This is a genomic window from Kurthia massiliensis (genome assembly GCF_000285555.1).
In the GTDB taxonomy this organism is placed as follows: domain Bacteria; phylum Bacillota; class Bacilli; order Bacillales_A; family Planococcaceae; genus Kurthia; species Kurthia massiliensis.
In genome coordinates this window covers 76,451-95,350 of record NZ_HE611000.1, presented here as the reverse complement: position 1 = coordinate 95,350, position 18,900 = coordinate 76,451, and the positions used below count along the sequence as shown (strand labels likewise).

At 39.4% G+C, this 18,900-nt stretch carries 20 protein-coding genes; 10 read left to right on the top strand and 10 right to left on the bottom strand.

Features of this window, described 5'->3' with window-relative positions; translation table 11 throughout:
* Nucleotides 1-178 precede the first annotated feature (178 nt).
* The 3 genes from KMHG_RS11910 to KMHG_RS11900 form a co-directional block, all read right to left on the bottom strand.
* Nucleotides 179-724 (bottom strand): glutathione peroxidase, encoded by a 546-nt coding sequence (locus tag KMHG_RS11910; protein WP_010289804.1) that lies wholly within the window; start codon nt 722-724, stop codon nt 179-181.
* A gap of 117 nt (nt 725-841) precedes the next feature.
* A complete protein-coding gene (locus KMHG_RS11905) occupies nt 842-1,837 on the bottom strand; it encodes a CopD family protein (protein ID WP_238984693.1) in 996 nt (331 codons plus the stop codon).
* A gap of 71 nt (nt 1,838-1,908) precedes the next feature.
* Nucleotides 1,909-2,508 (bottom strand): copper resistance CopC family protein, encoded by a 600-nt coding sequence (locus KMHG_RS11900; protein WP_010289801.1) that lies wholly within the window; start codon nt 2,506-2,508, stop codon nt 1,909-1,911.
* Nucleotides 2,509-2,833: 325 nt separating this feature from the next.
* Between KMHG_RS11900 and KMHG_RS11895 the strand changes: the two genes are divergently transcribed.
* Nucleotides 2,834-3,331, top strand: a complete 498-nt coding sequence (locus KMHG_RS11895) for an SH3 domain-containing protein (RefSeq protein WP_238984691.1) — start codon at nt 2,834-2,836, stop codon at nt 3,329-3,331.
* 127 nt (nt 3,332-3,458) lie between these two features.
* Nucleotides 3,459-4,163, top strand: a complete 705-nt coding sequence (locus KMHG_RS11890; RefSeq protein ID WP_010289793.1) for a hypothetical protein — start codon at nt 3,459-3,461, stop codon at nt 4,161-4,163.
* Between the two features lie 136 nt (nt 4,164-4,299).
* Here KMHG_RS11890 and KMHG_RS11885 read toward each other — a convergent pair whose 3' ends face one another.
* From KMHG_RS11885 to KMHG_RS17925, 5 genes are all read right to left on the bottom strand, one after another.
* Entirely contained in the window at nt 4,300-4,857 is a 558-nt protein-coding gene (locus tag KMHG_RS11885) for a hypothetical protein (RefSeq protein ID WP_010289792.1), read from the bottom strand.
* A 114-nt stretch (nt 4,858-4,971) separates the two neighbouring features.
* Nucleotides 4,972-5,697, bottom strand: a complete 726-nt coding sequence (locus tag KMHG_RS11880) for an ABC transporter permease (RefSeq protein ID WP_010289790.1) — start codon at nt 5,695-5,697, stop codon at nt 4,972-4,974.
* Nucleotides 5,694-6,425 (bottom strand): ABC transporter ATP-binding protein, encoded by a 732-nt coding sequence (locus tag KMHG_RS11875; protein ID WP_010289789.1) that lies wholly within the window; start codon nt 6,423-6,425, stop codon nt 5,694-5,696. Before KMHG_RS11875 ends, KMHG_RS11880 begins: the two co-directional genes overlap by 4 nt.
* A complete protein-coding gene (locus KMHG_RS11870) occupies nt 6,422-6,862 on the bottom strand; it encodes a helix-turn-helix domain-containing protein (protein WP_010289788.1) in 441 nt (146 codons plus the stop codon). Before KMHG_RS11870 ends, KMHG_RS11875 begins: the two co-directional genes overlap by 4 nt.
* Nucleotides 6,863-6,990: 128 nt before the next feature.
* Complete coding sequence (locus tag KMHG_RS17925; RefSeq protein ID WP_010289787.1) at nt 6,991-8,127, bottom strand: ROK family transcriptional regulator; 1,137 nt, start codon at nt 8,125-8,127, stop codon at nt 6,991-6,993.
* A 126-nt stretch (nt 8,128-8,253) separates the two neighbouring features.
* On the opposite strand from KMHG_RS17925, the gene xylA reads away from it, so the two are divergent.
* Nucleotides 8,254-9,576, top strand: coding sequence for a xylose isomerase (xylA, locus tag KMHG_RS11860; RefSeq protein WP_010289785.1), 1,323 nt, complete (start codon nt 8,254-8,256; stop codon nt 9,574-9,576).
* Between the two features lie 13 nt (nt 9,577-9,589).
* On the top strand, nt 9,590-11,089 hold the full coding sequence (gene xylB / locus KMHG_RS11855; protein WP_010289782.1) for a xylulokinase: 1,500 nt from the start codon (nt 9,590-9,592) through the stop codon (nt 11,087-11,089).
* A gap of 51 nt (nt 11,090-11,140) precedes the next feature.
* Here xylB and KMHG_RS11850 read toward each other — a convergent pair whose 3' ends face one another.
* A complete protein-coding gene (locus KMHG_RS11850; protein ID WP_010289781.1) occupies nt 11,141-11,692 on the bottom strand; it encodes an ECF transporter S component in 552 nt (183 codons plus the stop codon).
* A 169-nt stretch (nt 11,693-11,861) separates the two neighbouring features.
* Here KMHG_RS11850 and KMHG_RS11845 point away from each other — a divergent pair, with 169 nt between their 5' ends.
* The 6 genes from KMHG_RS11845 to KMHG_RS11820 all read left to right on the top strand — a co-directional run bounded on the left by KMHG_RS11845 (nt 11,862) and on the right by KMHG_RS11820 (nt 18,318).
* On the top strand, nt 11,862-12,719 hold the full coding sequence (locus KMHG_RS11845; protein WP_010289780.1) for a pyridoxamine kinase: 858 nt from the start codon (nt 11,862-11,864) through the stop codon (nt 12,717-12,719).
* Between the two features lie 195 nt (nt 12,720-12,914).
* Nucleotides 12,915-14,471, top strand: coding sequence for a phytoene desaturase family protein (locus KMHG_RS11840; RefSeq protein WP_010289779.1), 1,557 nt, complete (start codon nt 12,915-12,917; stop codon nt 14,469-14,471).
* Nucleotides 14,452-15,174: a carotenoid biosynthesis protein gene (locus KMHG_RS11835; RefSeq protein WP_010289778.1), complete on the top strand. Its 723-nt coding sequence runs from the start codon at nt 14,452-14,454 to the stop codon at nt 15,172-15,174. The genes KMHG_RS11840 and KMHG_RS11835 overlap by 20 nt, the downstream gene beginning before the upstream one ends.
* A 47-nt stretch (nt 15,175-15,221) precedes the next feature.
* The gene (locus tag KMHG_RS11830; protein WP_026022094.1) at nt 15,222-15,845 is read left to right on the top strand and encodes a lysophospholipid acyltransferase family protein; all 624 of its coding nucleotides are present in this window, start codon (nt 15,222-15,224) and stop codon (nt 15,843-15,845) included.
* Nucleotides 15,846-15,877: 32 nt separating this feature from the next.
* Nucleotides 15,878-16,930 (top strand): glycosyltransferase family 2 protein, encoded by a 1,053-nt coding sequence (locus KMHG_RS11825; protein WP_161601014.1) that lies wholly within the window; start codon nt 15,878-15,880, stop codon nt 16,928-16,930.
* Nucleotides 16,927-18,318 carry a phytoene desaturase family protein gene (locus tag KMHG_RS11820; protein WP_010289774.1) on the top strand — a complete coding sequence of 464 codons (1,392 nt, stop codon included), beginning with the start codon at nt 16,927-16,929 and terminating at the stop codon, nt 18,316-18,318. Before KMHG_RS11825 ends, KMHG_RS11820 begins: the two co-directional genes overlap by 4 nt.
* A gap of 185 nt (nt 18,319-18,503) precedes the next feature.
* Here the strand turns inward: KMHG_RS11820 and KMHG_RS11815 are convergent.
* A partial coding sequence (locus KMHG_RS11815) for an RNA-guided endonuclease TnpB family protein (RefSeq protein ID WP_010289773.1) occupies nt 18,504-18,900 on the bottom strand: 397 nt, incomplete at its 5' end.

Sequence of the window (18,900 nt, the reverse complement as noted above, 5' to 3'; positions counted from 1 at the left end):
TATTACCTATATATTATAGTATTTTTTACTATTTTTTACACTCATAAAAATGACCAAAAATGAGTGATTCATTTAAAGATTTCAATATTATTAAAGTACTTTAGTATTATAATAGAAATAAAAAATAAAGGAATTTCATCGCCTGTAACACGGAAAGGTTCCTTCAAAATATAGGATATTATAAAAGTTTTTCGATAGCCGCTTCTACGTCTAATAAAGACGTTTCTGGTTCGAAACGTTGTAGCACGTTGCCATGTTGGTCGACTAAAAATTTCGTGAAGTTCCAACGAATGTTGCGACCGATTAAATAATCTGGATAGTTTTCTTGAATATGATCATACATCATTTTTTGTTGCATCGTCTTACGTTCAATTGGTGGGCAATCTACTTCATGTTTTAAATAGTTAAATAGTGGGTGTGTGCGGTCACCATTCACTTCTACTTTTTCAAATACAGGATAGCTAACACCATATTGTAACTTACATTGCGTAGCAGTCGTAGCACCGTCTTCAGGGTTTTGTTCACCAAATTGATTACAAGGGAATGATAGTACGGTAAATCCTTTACTCGCATATTTATTGTACATTTTTTGCATATCTTCATATTGGTAAGTAAATTGACAATGACCAGCTGTATTGACAATTAACATCACTTTTCCACGATATGTTTCCATTGATAAAATATCACCATTCGGTTTTTTGACTAAATAATTATAAATGCTCATACTAAGACTCCTTTTGTATGTATAATGTTTTATTCATTATATAGGAATAAAGTTCAATATGCGAATTTTTTGATTTAGACAATCAAAAAAGCATTCTGCGAAAACAGAATGCTTTTTTTACATTAAAACGATACTTTTCATCACAAATAAATAAGTGCTTACGACGAATAGTAAGCCAATTAAAAATGTGACATACGTTGGGATTTGACGAATGAGTAGAGACATCGCAAAAACGCACATGCTAATGGCAGCAGCTGCTAAGAAAGCAACGGCGATGCCAGAGAAGGCGAAATCCATTCTCGTATCACCTGTAATCATTGCGCTACCGTGTAGCCAACTGAAAATCGGTGAAATCATATCATCTGTTAAATTATGAATCGGTGGTAACGTTTGTGTAAATATTGCTGTAATGATTAAAATGAACATTAAAAATCCTGCTTCTGCACGTACGAAAGGAAGCGGATTGTAACGGTCATTACGTTTTACAATCAATCGACCGACGATACCGTTTACGAATGCGAGTAAAACAATTGGTACGAGGAATAAATGTTTTGTAAATAAACCTTGACCGTAATTTGTTACCCAAGACGTTACGTAACTCGGTACGAGGACACCCATAAGTAACAAACCACTAATAGTAATCATTAATAAACAAACGGCAGCGACGATAGAGAACCAATTCAGGAATTTCTCCCAATTAGCATGATCTTTTGCGAATAATGCAATGATCATTAATGTACCAACCCAAATGCTCATTGGCAAAACGTGTAGCAAGTCGCTAATCATACCAGTTGTAAAGTTCATCGAAGCGGCATGACTTGCCCAAGCATTTAATGCGATAAAAATGACCATCAGTAACATGCCAAAGCGCGGATACGTCCCGCGGCTTACTAATACGATTAACATTATTGAAAAAACGAGTGTTAATAGCCAAGTAAGGCCGACTGTCGTAGAGCTAAAGACAAGTACCATCGCATCTATTAGTCCGAGACGTGACACTAAATGCCAAATGACATCAATGACCGGTACGAGTGATGTAATCGGTATGATGATGGCTAAAGCCACAATCAGTTTTTTTGGTACTTGAATAGTCGGGCGAGCAGACTGCGGCACGCTATTCAAGACGAAGTAACCCATTAAAAGGGAGAAGCAAATATATAAAACAACTTGTGAAGCAGCTAACATTATTTTTTACGTAATAAGAAGAATAAACCGCCACCAATGACGACAATTAAACCACCAAATACTGCAGCAAGCATACTTGTAGAGGGGCCTGTGACATCATCTGCTGTTGTATCTTCTTGTTCTTTTGTTGTATTATCGTCTGCTTTGTCTGTTTTTGCTGTTTCTTCCGTATTTGTATCTTCTTTTTCATCAGCTGTCGTTTCCGCTTCTTCTGCATCATCGTCCGCTGTTTCGTCAACTGGTGCATCTACGGTAAATGAATATTCGCCAGCGAGTGTATGACCATCCCCGCTAATAATATCCCAGTCTACTTTATACGTGCTATTTTCTAAAGGCTCATCAAACGTTACTGTTAATTGATTTCCTTCTACTGATAAATCTTCTTGTTCGACCGTTTTACCGGCAGCGTCTGTTACTTCAATCGTACTGCCTTTTTCAACTTGACCGCCGAATGTTAATGTGACTTTGTCTGTTGTTTCTGTTAATGTTTCACCATCGCCGGGAGTTGCACTTTGTAATTCAGAATGTGCAAAAGCGGGTGTGCTCAGTGCTGTTGTCAAAAATGCTGCTGTTGCAACAGGAATTAATCGTTTCATCATATAAAACGTCTCCTTCTCTTTTCACTATTAGTCCATCTTCTATTGTACAAGAAATAGCATGAAACGTTGTGAAATCTACTCCACAATTCAGCTAGATTTGTGTAAAATGTTTCTCTTGTTCACGAATATGACACAAAAATAGCGAGACATCGCTTTTTTACATACGATTCAATCAGCAATAGATCAGTAGGAGACGAATGACCTTATTGCCGATATTTTGTGAGATGAAAGGGAAAATCATTTGTAAAAAATAAATAGTAAATATGCTATTTTTATCCTATTTGGAAAGCGGGTACAGATAAAGAAGCAAAGTAAGGAGGCATATATGATGAAATCTATTTCTAAAATGGCGGTAGCCGCAATTGTCGCATCTTCTGCGTTGACGGCGACAACTGCGCAAGCTGCCACGACAACGAAGTATGCGGTCGTAGAGAAAGACCAAACGTTAAATATTCGAGCGAGCGCTAGTACGAAAAGTAAGGTCGTCGGAAAGTATAAGTTGAATGATCCGGTAAAAGTCGTGAAAAGCTACAATAAAGAATGGTATCAAGTACTTTATCAAGGTAAAAAACGGTATGTGTATAAGTCATATGTGAAAAATAAACCGATTGTGTTGGGGATTGGCTATGCAAATACGGCGAAGGGCGTAAACTTAAATGTACGAGCGAGTAAAAGTACGAGCGCCAAAATCATTGGGAAATATAAAAACAATGCAGAAGTTCACATTACGAATAGCTATTTAAACTGGTACCAAGTGCTTTACAACGGGAAAGTCGGTTACGTGCATGCTGCATATGTAGATGGGATTCATGATTTTATGTAATAATAAAGTAGAGGCTTATATATGGTCTCTACTTTTTTAATTTCGTCCGTTTCACTTTTCATAAAAGTTGAATTTGAGCATTATGGATAGTTATTTACATAAAATTTAAAGAGACAAGGGGGAAAATATGAAATTAGAAATTAAGTCTTATCTTAACATTCCACCTGAAACAGAATATTTAAACAATAATCAACTTTATCCAGGGTATATAGAAATGACGCGCTTAGAAGATGTAAATGTGTTTAACTATGAATTTGGGCGATCAGGGGGGTATCCTGGAGGTAAAGTTATTTTTTGCGTAGATGAAGAACCGCTATTTTTCAATGCGAATGTATTTGAATTATATTCTTTTTGGTTTAATTTAGTTTTAACGCTCTTACCGGTTCATAAGTCTATCGAAAAGCAAAATTATAGCGCTTTTTATGCGGACGAACATGTGGTGAATCATTTTAAAATAACCATTTTTTATCATGAAAATATCGTGAAATTAACGTACGATAAGCAAGACGCTCATTATACGAAAGAACAATTAGGCACATTCTCATTAGATACGTATAAGAAGGCTGTTTTACAAGGATTTTTAGATTTTATGTGGCATACGAATTTAGAATTTGAAGCCATTACACATGATTCTTTAGGCGATGAAATTGATTATATTGATTTACGAGAAGATAAAGATGCATTTAGTGAATTGTATGCATGTCGCTATATTTTCTTGCAATTTATGAAGGAAATGTATAAACAAAAAAGTTATGATTTAGATAAATTAATATATGTTGACTTTGATACAAATTATCATCATTCGAAGTTGAAATATGATGTAGACGATTAGAAAGTTGCTAGAAAATATTACAACGTAAAAAAATGTATAAAGAAACTAATGTATGAAATAACGTTTAATCAATTAAAAGCCACCTTGCCAATGAATTGTGTAAGGTGGCTTTTTATAGATGATGCGTATTAAATGATTAAAATTTCATTTGATAATCATCAGCGAGGGCTTTTTTCGTTCCTACTTTCACGAACGTATAACTTAAATATCCTTGCGACATTTTGTCAAAGCAAACATAATACTTTCCTACTTTGTAAAAGCTCACTTCTGAAGCATCATATATTTGCGGTGCTTTTTTTAGTTTTAATTTGTTGCCTAGATGTTTTTTGATAGAAGCATCTGACATGTAATAGTTATAGTGTCGCGTAATTAAAACTAGTTTCGAATTTGGCGTAACTTTGGCTTTAGATGTGAGCTTTGTAGAATTGAAAACGTAAACATCATTTGAAGCGGTTTCTTTCACTTGAACAGGATCATAAAAATAGTTATTAGTATTTTGTTTGATTTTGACATTTTTTCTAAGCGAACCAATCTTGCCTTTTGCTTTTGGTAAAGTACCTTTCTTTAAACTTTTCACAATTGTTTTCGTTAAAGGTTTTTGCTTCGCTTCAGCTTGTAGCGAATGGTCTGGCACGAAACTTAAAAACGTTGAACCACCAAAAACGAACGACGCGGCTAGAAGTAACTTTTTCATTTACATCACGACTCCTTTTATCAGTAGAATGGTTATTTGTATATTATAATACATATTATGGAATTAAATGCATGCAATAATAAATAGAAAGTCGCGATGAATAGGTGTAAAGTTTTATCGCATACCTTTTTTGTATTGAAATACGGTAATCGATAAAACAGTTAACACAACAGCATAGCCAACGACCCAAATCCAATGATTGCCTAGCGGTTGATGAGCGATTAATGCTTGGCACACTTTAACGGCGTGTACGAAAGGTAATGCATAGGCAATTTGTTTAAATGTTTCACCCATTAAGTCAATATCAAACCAAATGCCTGAAAGCCATGCAGAAAAGTTCGTTAAAATGGCGCCACAGCTTGCGACGGCTGCTTTTTCACTGAGTAATGTACCGGCTAGTAGTCCTAAACTAATAAAAATGAGTGAAATCGGCACGATGGCAACTAGCATCAATAACATGTGTACAGACCATGATAGGCCGAGAAAAGTAGCGACGACTAAACAGATGAATGCTTGCAATACAGCCATGCAGACGAGTGGCAACATATAGCCGAGCATAAAATTGCGTGATGTCATCGGTGTTGTCAGTAAGCGTGGTAAAAATGATGTTGCACGGTCTTTTGAAAGGACTTGTGCAGCAAATAACGCCATAAATGATAACCCAAATACTGCAATGCCTGGTGCCAAATCAGCAATGTTAAATAAATCGACGGGTACGTTTGCGTTAATGACAGATAATAAAAGTAATAAGATGAGTGGAAAAGCGAGTCCGAAAAATAGTGATAATGGATCGCGAATAATTTCTTTCGTGACACGATTTGCAAAGGCAAGCGTTCTCATGAAGACACCTCCGTTACGAGTGAAATAAATGCTTCTTCAAAAGACGTCGTTTGAGTCATATCGCACAATTCAGCCGTTGTGCCAAGTGCTTTCATATCGCCATCTTTCATGACACAAATGCGGTCACATAACGCTTCTGCTTCTTCTAAATAATGCGTCGTTAAAATAATCGTCGTATGATGTTTTAATTGTTCGATCATATGCCATAGTTCGCGTCTGCCTAAAATGTCGAGACCGAGTGTTGGTTCATCGAGAAATAAAATTTTAGGAGATGTAAGGAGTGCCATTGCGATGCTTAAACGTCGTTGCCAACCACCTGATAACGTTTTAGCACGTTGCTTTACGAATGGCGTTAGAGACAATTGCGTCATCACTCGTTGTACACGTTGCGCTGCGTCTGTTTTAGAAAAGCCATAAATATTCGCCATCAACATTAAATTTTCTTCGACCGTTAAATTAGGTGCGATTGCAAGTTCTTGTGGGGCTACTGCAATATGTGGTTGAATACGTTCACGTTGGCGTTTCATATCATATCCTAAAATCGTTGCGTTGCCGCTTGTTGGCGCAATGAGTCCACAAAGCATATGAATGAGTGTTGTTTTGCCAGCGCCATTTACACCGAGTAATCCGAAAAGTTCACCTTCGTGAATCGACAATTGTACGTTGTTGACGGCTGTTTTTTGTTTGTATTGTTTTGTCAGCTGGTTAATGACAATTGCTTCGGTCATTTGTCATCCTCCTTATCTAATGGCGTTTTGACTAAATTAAGGAAAGATTGAAGCATGCGGTCAGGAACGATAGCTAAACCACGATCTTCATCTCCTAAAAAGATTAAAGCGTCACCGGGCTGCAATTGAAAAACGTCGCGTGCTTCTTTCGGAATGACGACTTGGCCGCGCTCACCAAGTTTTGTCACACCGAAAAAATGTTTGCCTTTTGGTGGCATCGGTAGGTTTAAATCGTTATTTATCGCTTCATAGTTCACTAGGCTATCAATCGTCACATTGTAAAGGTCTGCAAGCACTTGGCAATGCGCTAAATCTGGCGTTGATTCACCCTTTTCCCATTTGGCGATCACTTGTCGAGAGACACCTACTTTAAATGCTAATGCTTCTTGTGTCAGTTGATGATGTGTACGTAATTGTTTTAAATTTTCATGAATCATATTTTTCATACCTCCGAATTACTATTATGGGTGTTATATAGGCATTGTACCACCAACAAAACATGACATTGATGTTATGTTTCGTAGCATATAAAAAAGAAAATGCCATGAAGACATTTCCTTTTGGATCAATCGATAATTAAAAATTGACGAATGGCATAACGAATCGCGCCTTTTGGGGCAGGGTGTTGTTCTGTTGAAAAACGCAGTAAACTTTCTTTTCGTTCAAGCCATTGTTGATGTGTTGATAACGATTGTTGAATGGCCGGTTCAATGACGTCGCGCACATCATTGAAAATCCCACCGATAATTAAATACTCTGGATTTAACGTTTTCGCGATGTTTGATAAGCCGATACCGATATAACGCCCGACTGCTTCGAAACAAGCACGTGCTTGCTCGTTACCTTCTTTTGCAAGTGTCGTTAATGTTGTGAAATTTCTTTCAAGGCCACGTGTTGTCGCTTCTTGTAGCAGCGCTTCTCCAGAGGCATATGTTTCCCAGCACCCTTTATTGCCACATGGACACGGTCGTCCATCGATAGAAATGACCATATGTCCATCTTCACCAGCAAAACCGCTATCGCCCTCATAAATTTGATCGCCCATCATAATACCGACACCGATCCCAGAGTCAATGCTGATATACGCAAAACTAGACGCTTCCATTGCTTGTCCGACGATATGTTCATTGTACGCACCTGCATTTGCTTCGTTGAGTACGTAAACAGGCATTGGGAATTGTTGTGACAGCCAGCTTTTTAAGTCGATGTTTTTCCATCGTAAGTTTGGTGCTAGCAATAAACGACCGAGCTTATCTAAAATCCCAGGGACTGCAAAACTAATGCCGACGACACCGTATGTCGTTTGTGGCAAGCTATCTATAATAATTTTTACTTCTTCGCAAATGTGTGTTAAATAGTCAAATGCATCTGTAGAATCGTGTTCAAATGTATATGTATGGACGACATCACCATCTAAATTACTCACTAAACAAATTGCTTTATGAATTAAAAATTCCACACCGATAACGTAGCCTGCATCGGTATTTATTTTTAACATAACAGGTCTTCTACCACCACTTGAAGCGCCGATACGCGTTTCAACGAGTAAATCTTTTTCGAGTAAATCGCTCACTTGGCTAGAGACGGTCGCTTTGTTGAGCCCGAGTTTCGATGCTATTTCAGCGCGTGAAATTTCTTTTTCGTGATGAATTAAATCTAATATATACTGTTGGTTTGTGACTTTAATTTTTTGTTGATTCATTGGGCATACTCCCTTCATACACATATTATACACAAAATTTTTTAAAAATTTTACTTAGTTTATTCGACAAACTAAGTTTTTGGTGTTAAGATAACATCAACTTAATCATAAAGGAGTTTTACAAAGATGGCACATTTTGAAAACGTTAACAACATTAAATTCGAGGGCGCAGGTTCAACAAACCCACTTGCATTTAAATTTTATAACCCTGATGAAGTAGTAGGCGGCAAACGTATGGAAGATATTTTACGTTTCGGCGTAGCGTACTGGCACACATTCGTAGCAGATGGTACTGACCCATTCGGCGCAGCAACAATGAACCGTACTTGGGATCGTTTCAGCGGCATGGATCTTGCTAAAGCACGCGTTGAAGCAGCATTTGAATTCTTCGAAAAACTAGGCGTACCGTTCTTCTGCTTCCACGATGTAGACGTTGCACCAGAAGGCGACACTTTACGTGAAACTTACAAAAACATTGATGAAATTACAGGCATGATTAAAGATTACATGTCTACTTCAAAAACAAAATTACTTTGGAACACTGCAAATATGTTCTCTAACCAACGTTACGTACACGGTGCGGCTACTTCTTGCAACGCTGATGTATTCGCATACTCAGCTGCAAAAGTGAAAAAAGGTTTAGAAGTTGCAAAAGACCTTGGCGCTGAAAACTATGTATTCTGGGGCGGTCGTGAAGGTTACGAAACATTATTAAACACAGATATGAAATTCGAACAAGACAACCTTGGTCGTTTCTTCCACATGGCAGTAGATTACGCAAAAGAAATCGGTTATGACGGTCAATTCTTAATCGAACCAAAACCAAAAGAACCAACTTCTCACCAATACGATTTCGACGTAGCAACTGGTCTTGCATTCTTACACGCATACGACTTAACAAACGATTTCAAATTCAACATTGAAGCAAACCACGCAACACTTGCTGGTCACACATTCGAACACGAAATCCGCACTGCACGTATGCACGGCATGTTAGGTTCTCTTGATGCCAACCAAGGTCACCCATTACTAGGCTGGGATACAGATGAATTCCCAACAGACCTTTATGCAACAACACTTGCAATGTATGAAGTACTGAAAAACGGCGGTATCGGCAAAGGTGGTTTAAACTTTGACTCTAAAGTACGTCGTGGTTCATTCGAACAAAACGATTTATTCCACGCACACATCGCTGGTATGGATAGCTTCGCAGTTGGTTTAAAAGTAGCACAACGTTTAATCGACGATAAAGTATTCGAAAACATTATCGAAAAACGCTACGCAAGCTACAACGAAGGCATCGGTAAAAAAATCGTGACAGGCGCTACAAACTTCAAAGAACTTGAAGCATACGCACTTGAAAACGACCAAATTACAAACCAATCTGGTCAATTAGAAATCATTAAAGCAACAATCAACCAATACTTATTAACAACTTTCGCAAAATAGTAGGAGGACAACGATGAGCTACGTTTTAGGAATTGATCTTGGGACGAGCGCAGTCAAAGTACTACTCATGAACAATAAAGGGCAGCTTGTAGATGAAGCATCTGCAAGCTACCCTTTAATTCAATTACGTGCAGGATACAATGAACAAGATCCGCATGCATGGGTAGCGCAAACGACAGCTGCGATTCGTACCATTATGGACCGTTTTGACGGTGATGCAACTGAAATTGAAGGGGTCAGCTTCTCAGGACAAATGCACGGTCTCGTGTTGTTAAATGCACAGCATGAAGTCGTACGTCCTGCGATTTTGTGGAATGATACGCGTAATACGAAGCAGTGCGCGAACATTTTAAACGAAATCGGTCTTGAAAAAATGTTAGAAATCACAAAAAATACAGTGCTAGAAGGTTTCACATTACCGAAAATTTTATGGGTACGTGAAAATGAACCCGAACTGTATGCGCAAGCGACAACGTTCGTATTACCGAAAGACTACGTACGTTTTGCGATGACAGATGATATCGCGATGGAATATTCAGATGCGGCAGGTACGTCTTTATTAGATGTTGCAAAACAACAATGGAGTACAGAACTGATTGACGCATTCGACTTACAATCGGATTTTTGCCCACGACTCGTGGCGCCAACTGATTGCGTCGGTACAATTTCAGAAACGTTTGCGAAAGCTTCTGGCTTAAGCACGTCAACAAAAGTATTTGCAGGCGGTGCGGATAACGCATGTGGCGCACTTGGCGCAGGCATTGTCGAAGCAGGCAAAACGATGGTGAGTATCGGTACATCTGGCGTATTACTTTCATATGAGGAAACAGCGGATCTTGATTTTGAAGGCAAGCTCCACTATTTCAACCATGCAGCACCAGATGCGTATTATACGATGGGTGTAACGCTATCAGCAGGGCATAGCTTAGAATGGTTCAAACAAACATTTGCGAAAGATTTAAGCTTTGATGAACTATTAAAAGATGTAACGAATATTCCTGTAGGAAGCGGTGGCGTATTGTTCACACCGTATCTTGTTGGAGAACGTACACCGTATGCAGATGCAAACATTCGCGCAAGCTTTATCGGCTTAGATACGTCGCATACATTTTCTCATATGGCGCGTGCTGTTATGGAAGGCATTACGATGTCTCTAAACGATTCCCTTGCATTAATGCGTGCTACAGGCAAACAAATTGACGCCATCGTCTCTATCGGTGGTGGCGCGAAAAATGCTGATTGGCTACAAATGCAAGCGGACATTTTTAACGCACCGATCGTTCGTCTTGAACAAGAACAAGGCCCAGGTGTTGGTGCGGCGATGATCGCGGCATTCGGCTTAGGCTGGTTTGATTCAATGGTTGCTTGTAGCGAAGCGTTTGTGAAAGAAGCAGCGCGTATTATGCCAAACGCTGAAAATGCGGCAAAATATGCGAAGTTATATGACGTATACCATCAAGTATATGCACAAACAAAACAATTAAATGATCAATTAGTGACTTTTAGAAATTAATCACTACTATATAAAAGAAACCCACCTTTTTTCGGAAGGTGGGTTTTTCATTTAATGAAATTTTTTCTGGAAATATGGAATGTGTACAATCATTTTACATACAGGAATCGCTATGAGTAAGCCGACGACGTTTTGCAAAATATCTCCTGGAATAGAGGCGAGTGGAGCAACCCAACTATTGTATAAAAGTGCTTCCCCGACGTAATACACTGCAATCATGACCGGCATTGAAATAATGGCACCAACGATGTTAAGTGTAAGGCTATGTCCCTTTTTGCCCTTTGCCCAGGCAATTTTACCAACGATATAACCTTGTAGGCCGCGTGCAACGATTGTAATAGGTGCCCAAATAACCCAGCCGCCAAATAAGTCAAACAAGCCCATACCGAGAGCTCCAGCGTAGGCTCCTTTTTTCGGCCCGAATAAAATAGCCGCAATAAACATCATCGCAGTGCCTAAATGGACGAGTCCGCCGTTTGCCTTAATCGGCAATTTAATATTAATTAAAAATGCACAAATAAAGACGAGTGCAATTAATATCGCCGTTAATACTAATTCGAATGTTTTCTGGTTCGTTTGTGAAACGTGTTTCATTTGTTGCATATGATCCCTTCCTTACGTTTATGAATTTACAGACTATTCTGATGGAAAACTGATATTTTGAAAAGTGCCAATAAACGATAATTTAAAAGGGTCAGTTTTCGTGTTTGCAATTGTTAAACATTTCGTTATGATAAAAGAAAGAAAATTCAGATGAATAAGAGGGGTTTGTATGAAAAAGGTTGCAGTCATTCAAGATTTATCATCATTCGGAAAATGTTCACTTACCGCAGCATTGCCCGTTTTGTCCGTTATGGGGGTACAGGCATGTCCATTACCAACTGCTGTATTGAGCGCGCAAACGGCCTATGACCACTATTTTTGCCAAGATTTAACGGACGAAATGCTAGCATTTACCGAGCATTGGGCGCAAATGAATGCGCAATTTGATGGGATTCAAACAGGTTTTGTGACGGGGAAAGCGCAAATAGCACACATATTACAGTTTTTAAATCAATTTCAGCAACAGCATACGACGGTATTAATTGATCCTGTATTAGGAGATGATGGTGAACAATATAAAATGTTTTCATACGACCTACTCGATCAAATGAAAGCACTCATTAAGCGGGCGACAATTGTAACGCCAAATGTTACAGAGTGCTGTTTACTGACGGATACAGACTATATAAAATTGTATCAATATGACGAAACGTACGCGCTTCAAAAAATAAAAGAAGCAGGCCAAAAGTTACAAGCTCAAACGAACGCAACGGTTATTATTACCGGCGTGGAGACGCGCATAGAAGGCGCACAATATATTGGGAATATGATTGTAGACGAAACGTCATATATGTACACACCGCATCTTTATCATCGTCAAAGTTATTCTGGCACAGGTGATTTATTCGCTGCAGTCGTGATGGGTGCAGTCATGAATAATCAACCAATTACACAAGGTGTCGCGTTAGCACAGCAATTTTTAGCGCAATCTATCGCTGAAACGGCAAAAACGACTGAATCTCCTAAAGCAGGTGTTGCATTTGAGAAACATTTACACCTGTTGATGCATAAATATCTACATAATTAGTAGCATTAACCACTCTAAACTGAGTATATTTCGATATACTCAGTTTTTTTATATATCATAATTGGGGTTCAGTATGAGAAAGGTAGGGAATATGGTGCTATAGGTCTATCGTATTTTCATTTTAAAAAAATATACTTTGCAGTTTAATTATGATATTATACTGTTGAGTATAGATTTAAAGGAGGCAGTTATAAAATGAAAAAAGTGAATGTGATCGGCGCTGGTCCTGGTGGATTAACCGCAGCAATGTTATTAGCAAATGCAGGATATGAAGTAAATGTGTATGAAAAAGAATCATTTGTCGGTGGACGTACGAGTGCGATTCAACTAGGGGAATATACATTTGATCGTGGTCCTACCTTTTTAAATATGATGTATTTAATTAAAGAAGTTTTTGAGCTAACAGGGCGTAATTTAGAAGACTATGTGGAAGCGATCCCGCTATTTCCATTGTATGAGCTCGTTTATGAAGATAAACGTTTAACTGTATCAGATGACTATGATGAAATGTTTGAGCATATTGAAGACGTCTTCCCAGGCAATGGCCCGGGCTATAAACGTTATTTACAAGATACGCATAAAAAATTAAAAGCGTTAAGCCCGCTTCTGCAACGTAAAATGGATAGCGTATCCGATTTATTATCACCAGAAGCCATTAAAGCGTTACCAGAACTTGATTTCGGAAAGTCCCTTATGGAAAAGCTATCAGAATATTTCGATGATGAAGAATTACAGCTCGCATTTACGTTCCAATCAAAATATTTAGGGATGTCTCCTTGGTCTTGCCCGGGTGCATTTTCCATCTTGTCGTATATCGAGCAAGCATATGGCATTTTCCACTTAAAAGGTGGCCTCAATCAATTAACACAAGCGATGGCGCGTGTACTAGAAGAGATGGGCGTTAAAATCCATTTAAACAGTCCGGTAAAAGAAGTCGTACGTCATAAAAATCGTATTGAAGCGATTCGTCTAGAAAGTGGCGAGATGGTATATAGCGATGATGTCGTTATTAATGCAGACTTTGGCTATGCGATGGAAAATTTAATAAAAGATGAGAAAAATCGTAAATGGTCACCGAAGAAAGTAGAGAAAAAATCGTTCTCTTGCTCAACGTTTATGTTGTATTTAGGAGTTGATACACAATACGACTTGAATCACCATACGATTTTATTTGCCGAAGATTATCGCAAAAACATGGAGCAAATTTCAGATACGAAAGAAATTTCAACAGATATGTCTATTTACATCCAAAATCCTGTCGTTTCAGATCCGACATTGGCGCCAGAAGGCAAGTCAACGTTATACGTATTGGCACCAGTACCGAACAACTTTAGTGACATCGAGTGGGATGAGATTAAACATGAATATCGCGAATTGTTATTAACGACGTTAGAAAAACGTTTAGGCTTAACGAATTTACGTGACCATATCGAGGAAGAAATGATGTTCTCACCATTTGACTGGGAACAAAAAATGAATGTTTATCGTGGTGCGACATTCAATTTAGGCCATCAATTATCTCAAATGATGAATTTCCGTCCGCATAACCGTTTCACACCGTATGAAAATTGCTGGTTAGTTGGTGGTGGTACACACCCAGGTAGTGGTTTACCAATCATTATCGAATCAGCTCGTATTTCTGCAAATTTAATTTTAGAGCGCGATAAAAAAGAGCTGTATCCGATTAAACCATTACCAGAAAAAGTGAACTATCGTATTCGCGAGGTTGAAGATGTGGCAACACCTTTATAAGCTATATATTATTTGGTTTATTATCGGTATGGTGCTCGTCGGGTTTGATTTAATTCCACCTTGGTTAGAGTGGGCAAATAGCGTATTTCTCATTTTGGCAGGCATCGTCGCTTTACGCTATGCGATGCAAACATTTGGACGTCGATTAGGGATTTGGCTATGCGTCGGTATTGGCATTTCGACCTTTTCAATTGAAGGATTAAGCGCGCATTATGATGTGTTTTTTGGGAATTATGATTATACAACGCTTTTTCCACCGTTGTTATTCGGTGTGCCGATTGGGATTGGTTTTGCGTGGATTGTCATGATCATGGCTGGTCATGCGTTAACAGTGAACGTTCGCCAGCCGCTATTACGTATTGTCTTGGCAAGTTTTTATGTCGTCGCACTCGACCTTGTGCTTGACCCGGTCGCATATGTGACGAAAGGGTATTGGATATGGAATAGCGATAGTAGCTATTACGGCATTCCGTGGACAAATTTCGCAGGATGGTTTGTAACGGCTTTCGTATGGCAAGTCATTTTACAATGGCAATCTTATCAACAAGTGCAACGTGCACAGCAACAAATGAAAGTTGTCTTTTGGACGATTTTCGTATTATTCGTTTGGCTCGCAGCACTTGACCAACTGTACGTATCGATTGTCGTAAGTAGCGCGCTATTTATTGTTTTACAAGTTGTGAAGAAATATGTTGGTCGGTAAGTGTCGACAGAGTTCAGAAGTTTGTAAAAGAAAAGAGAGGATGATCGATGATGAAACGTGATATTGCACGTGCCTTTTTTACAGTCGGTCAGCAATTGTTATTAAAGCGCATGTTTAACGAAATGTATATACAGCGCGCCCCTTTCAAACTGCCTGCGGTGATTCTCGTCAATCATAGTAGTTTTTACGATGGGCTTGTCGTATTTGAATGTATTCGCCGAGGCATTTTTCCGAAAAATACGACTGCTGTCATTTCAGCAGCGGGGCAACAGTCTATGCCATTGTTTCAACATATCGGGACAGTTCGTGTATCACAGCCGATGAAGTTGTCGGAATATAAAAATATATTACAAGTAATGTCGGATGACACGCTCGTTATTTTTCCACAAGGTGAAGAACGTCATTTAGAACAGCGCCCGCTTGGACTACAACCAGGCATTGAAGGGATGCTCAAAAAATATCCGCAACATAATGTCGTTTGTTTGTCGATTCAATATGCGCTACGTGGCCATATTCGTGCAGAGTTAGCTTGTCGCATGGACGTATTGCGCGCTGACCAACGACCAAAAAAATGGTCACTCCAAGACATTGAAGCGTGGATGACCTCATGTGTTGACCAGTTAAAAGCAGATATCGTCAATGAGCGTATCGAAAGGTATGAGCGACTATGATATGGGTGCTCATTCCTTTTATCTGGGGCGTCGTGTGGATAATATGGAACGCCGCCTGTTTACCGAAAATGAAAGGCCATACACATACAGCATCGTTTAGCATATTGATTCCGCTTCGAAATGAATCCGCACGTGTCGACACGTTAATGCAACATTTAATGAAAATTCGCTATCCAAAAGTGGCGTTTTTGCTATATGACGATGCATCAACAGATGATACGTATGCAAAACTTAAATCTTATATCGCAAAAGAGCCGCGATTAACGATTAAACAAGGAACGCAATTGCCAGAAGGTTGGCGCGGGAAGCCACATGCTTGTCAACAATTGAGTAAGCAAGCAACAGGCGATATTCTTTTATTTATCGATGCAGATGTCGTATTAGCACCAGAGACGCTTTATCAGTTAGATGCGACGTTTACACGTACGAAAGCAGATGCAATTTCTGGCTTTGCGCGATTTCAAAATGAAAGTGTGCTAGAAAAACTATTAACGCCATTATTACATTTCTTTATTTACTTTCATTTACCGATTATATTGGCGAATCGACGTCAGATGGTTGCGGCAACAGCAGCGAGCGGGGCATTTATTGCAGTAAAGCGAACGGTGTATGAGGCGATTGGTGGGCATGCTGCTGTGAAAGCGGACATTGTAGAAGATGTCGCATTGTTTAGAGCGATTAAACGTCAGCGTTATCGTGCGATATTATGCCACGTTGCGGATGATGTACGTTGTGCAATGTATGGTAGTTCGAAAGCAACGTGGCGTGGATTTCAAAAAAACTGTTTCCAAGCATTTGGTGAGTCGTATGTATTTGCGATAGGCGTTTGTTTATTTTATAGCAGTTATTTCGTATTGCCACTTGCTTGCGCTATTTACAGTGTGTCGACACAACAGTGGATATGGGCTGTACCGTTTCTATGTATCACATTACAGCGTTGTATCAGTGATGTTCACGCGCGTCAGTTTAGCCTGTACAGTTTGTTGATGCCGATTAGCGCATTAATTTATGTAGCACTTCTCATCTATACGATGATATACAAAAAGGGCAATAAAACGACATATTGGAAAGGACGTGCATTATGAAAAAGGCGATTGTCATCGGCGGTGGACTAGGCGGTTTAGCAGCCGCGCTGACATTGAGTACAGAATACGACGTGCATATTTTCGAAAAAAATGCGCATCTTGGTGGCAAGATGCAGCGAATTGATATCGACGGTTTTACGTTTGATTTCGGGCCGAATACATTAACGATGCCACAATATTTTTGGGACGTCATTGCACCTTTTACCGATGCAAAGCGTGTATTGCCATTTCAAAAAATTGATGCGCCGACGATGCATCGCGTTGGCAACTATGACGTGGTATTTACGACAGATGTCGCGCAAATGGTGGCCCAACTTGCACGCATTGATACAGTAAGTGCGCAACACTACCCGGCATTTATCGAAGAAATTACGCGACTATTTCATTTAAGCGAACAAGCTTTTTTAGAAAAAACATTTTTTAGCGTCAAAGATTATGTTTCACCGACGCTTGGGGTACGGTTGCTACAAGCGCACCCATTTCAAACGTTACAGCAATTTTTAGCGCATTATTTTCCACACCGAGATGTACAGCAGCTATTTGGTCGTTTTGCGACGTATATCGGTTCGTCGCCGTACGCGACACCTGCTACATTTGCGCTCATTGCCTACTTTGAACTCGTAGAAGGTACGTATATGTTAACAGGTGGTGCGCCAACGATTGCAGATGTATTCACACAACTTCTAAAACGACAAGGCGTCCACGTACATACAAATGAACCGATTGAAAAAATCGCGACAGATGGGACGCACATTTCCTTCGTGGAAACGGTAAAAGGACGCTACGGGGCAAATATTTTCATCAGCGATATCGATTACGATTATATGCAACGGCAATTAGGTCGACCGATGCCGACACATGAATTGTCCACATCTGCTTACGTTACATTAATTGGTTTGAAGGAAGACGTGCCACTGCATTATCATAATGTGTTGTTTAGCGACCATTATGAGGCAGAGTTTCGAGCGCTAAGAAGTGGACAATATGCAGTGAATGCGACAGTTTATAGTTGTTATCCACGTGCACTTGATCATACACGTAAACCAAGTTTGTTCGTACTCATTAATGCGCCGAATGATGAAGCGGCACCAACATATGTGCAACAACAAGTTGATCAAGCGCTCGCTACTTGGGGAATTAAAAATCAAGTCGCTATGCGTAAAGCACTACCACCGACTTTCATTCGTGATACGTTTGCAGTGCGCGCAGGTGCGATTTATGGTCAGGCCTCAAATACATTAAAAGGTAGCTTCTTCAGGCCACGAAATCGTGATCAACACTACAAAAATCTTTACTATGTTGGTGGGACAGTACACCCAGGTGGTGGCTCACCGATTGTTGTCAAAGGCGGGTTTGAAGTAGCAAAACGCATATTAAACGATAATTGACTAAGAAGGATACGTTTGTAATTGCGATTCGTGATTATATTACACATTTCTTGAACTACCCCCACTTAGCCGTCCTTCGAACGTTGCTTGAAGTGGGAGATTCCTACGAACAGTGCTTGCTTGTTTCCACTTGCTCGAAACAGCGGCTTCACTTTTTTAGTAGGCGAGCCCCGTAGTCCCTACGGTTATTGGTGTAACATGCTTAGTCCTTCAGCTAAAATATTTTGACTTGCGTTTACATCGCGGTCTAGTACTGCACCGCATGATGGGCAAGTCCAGATGCGAATATCGAGTGATTTTTTGCCATCCCGATGACCACATGCATGACAAAGTTGGCTCGATGGATAGAACCTTGAAACTTTGATGATTTCTCGTCCATACCACTTTGCCTTGTACGTCAGTTTCTGCACAAAAGAGGACCATGACACATCACTAATTGCTTTTGCTAACTTACGATTTTTCAACATCCCTTTTGTGTTTAAGTCTTCGAGGCAGATGACGTCATAGTTGTGAATTAATTCTGTTGATAGCTTGTTTAAAAAATCTTCACGTTGAAACGCAACACGCTCATGCAAGCGAGCT

Coding starts and splice junctions, on each gene's coding strand:
- KMHG_RS11885 (WP_010289792.1), bottom strand. CDS start 4,857: ATGAAAAAGTTACTTCTAGCCGCGTCGTTCGTTTTTGGTGGTTCAACG.
- KMHG_RS17925 (WP_010289787.1), bottom strand. CDS start 8,127: ATGAATCAACAAAAAATTAAAGTCACAAACCAACAGTATATATTAGAT.
- xylB (WP_010289782.1), top strand. CDS start 9,590: ATGAGCTACGTTTTAGGAATTGATCTTGGGACGAGCGCAGTCAAAGTA.
- KMHG_RS11850 (WP_010289781.1), bottom strand. CDS start 11,692: ATGCAACAAATGAAACACGTTTCACAAACGAACCAGAAAACATTCGAA.
- KMHG_RS11835 (WP_010289778.1), top strand. CDS start 14,452: ATGTGGCAACACCTTTATAAGCTATATATTATTTGGTTTATTATCGGT.
- KMHG_RS11890 (WP_010289793.1), top strand. CDS start 3,459: ATGAAATTAGAAATTAAGTCTTATCTTAACATTCCACCTGAAACAGAA.
- xylA (WP_010289785.1), top strand. CDS start 8,254: ATGGCACATTTTGAAAACGTTAACAACATTAAATTCGAGGGCGCAGGT.
- KMHG_RS11875 (WP_010289789.1), bottom strand. CDS start 6,425: ATGACCGAAGCAATTGTCATTAACCAGCTGACAAAACAATACAAACAA.
- KMHG_RS11900 (WP_010289801.1), bottom strand. CDS start 2,508: ATGATGAAACGATTAATTCCTGTTGCAACAGCAGCATTTTTGACAACA.
- KMHG_RS11880 (WP_010289790.1), bottom strand. CDS start 5,697: ATGAGAACGCTTGCCTTTGCAAATCGTGTCACGAAAGAAATTATTCGC.
- KMHG_RS11895 (WP_238984691.1), top strand. CDS start 2,834: ATGATGAAATCTATTTCTAAAATGGCGGTAGCCGCAATTGTCGCATCT.
- KMHG_RS11820 (WP_010289774.1), top strand. CDS start 16,927: ATGAAAAAGGCGATTGTCATCGGCGGTGGACTAGGCGGTTTAGCAGCC.
- KMHG_RS11845 (WP_010289780.1), top strand. CDS start 11,862: ATGAAAAAGGTTGCAGTCATTCAAGATTTATCATCATTCGGAAAATGT.
- KMHG_RS11910 (WP_010289804.1), bottom strand. CDS start 724: ATGAGCATTTATAATTATTTAGTCAAAAAACCGAATGGTGATATTTTA.
- KMHG_RS11870 (WP_010289788.1), bottom strand. CDS start 6,862: ATGATTCATGAAAATTTAAAACAATTACGTACACATCATCAACTGACA.
- KMHG_RS11840 (WP_010289779.1), top strand. CDS start 12,915: ATGAAAAAAGTGAATGTGATCGGCGCTGGTCCTGGTGGATTAACCGCA.
- KMHG_RS11830 (WP_026022094.1), top strand. CDS start 15,222: ATGATGAAACGTGATATTGCACGTGCCTTTTTTACAGTCGGTCAGCAA.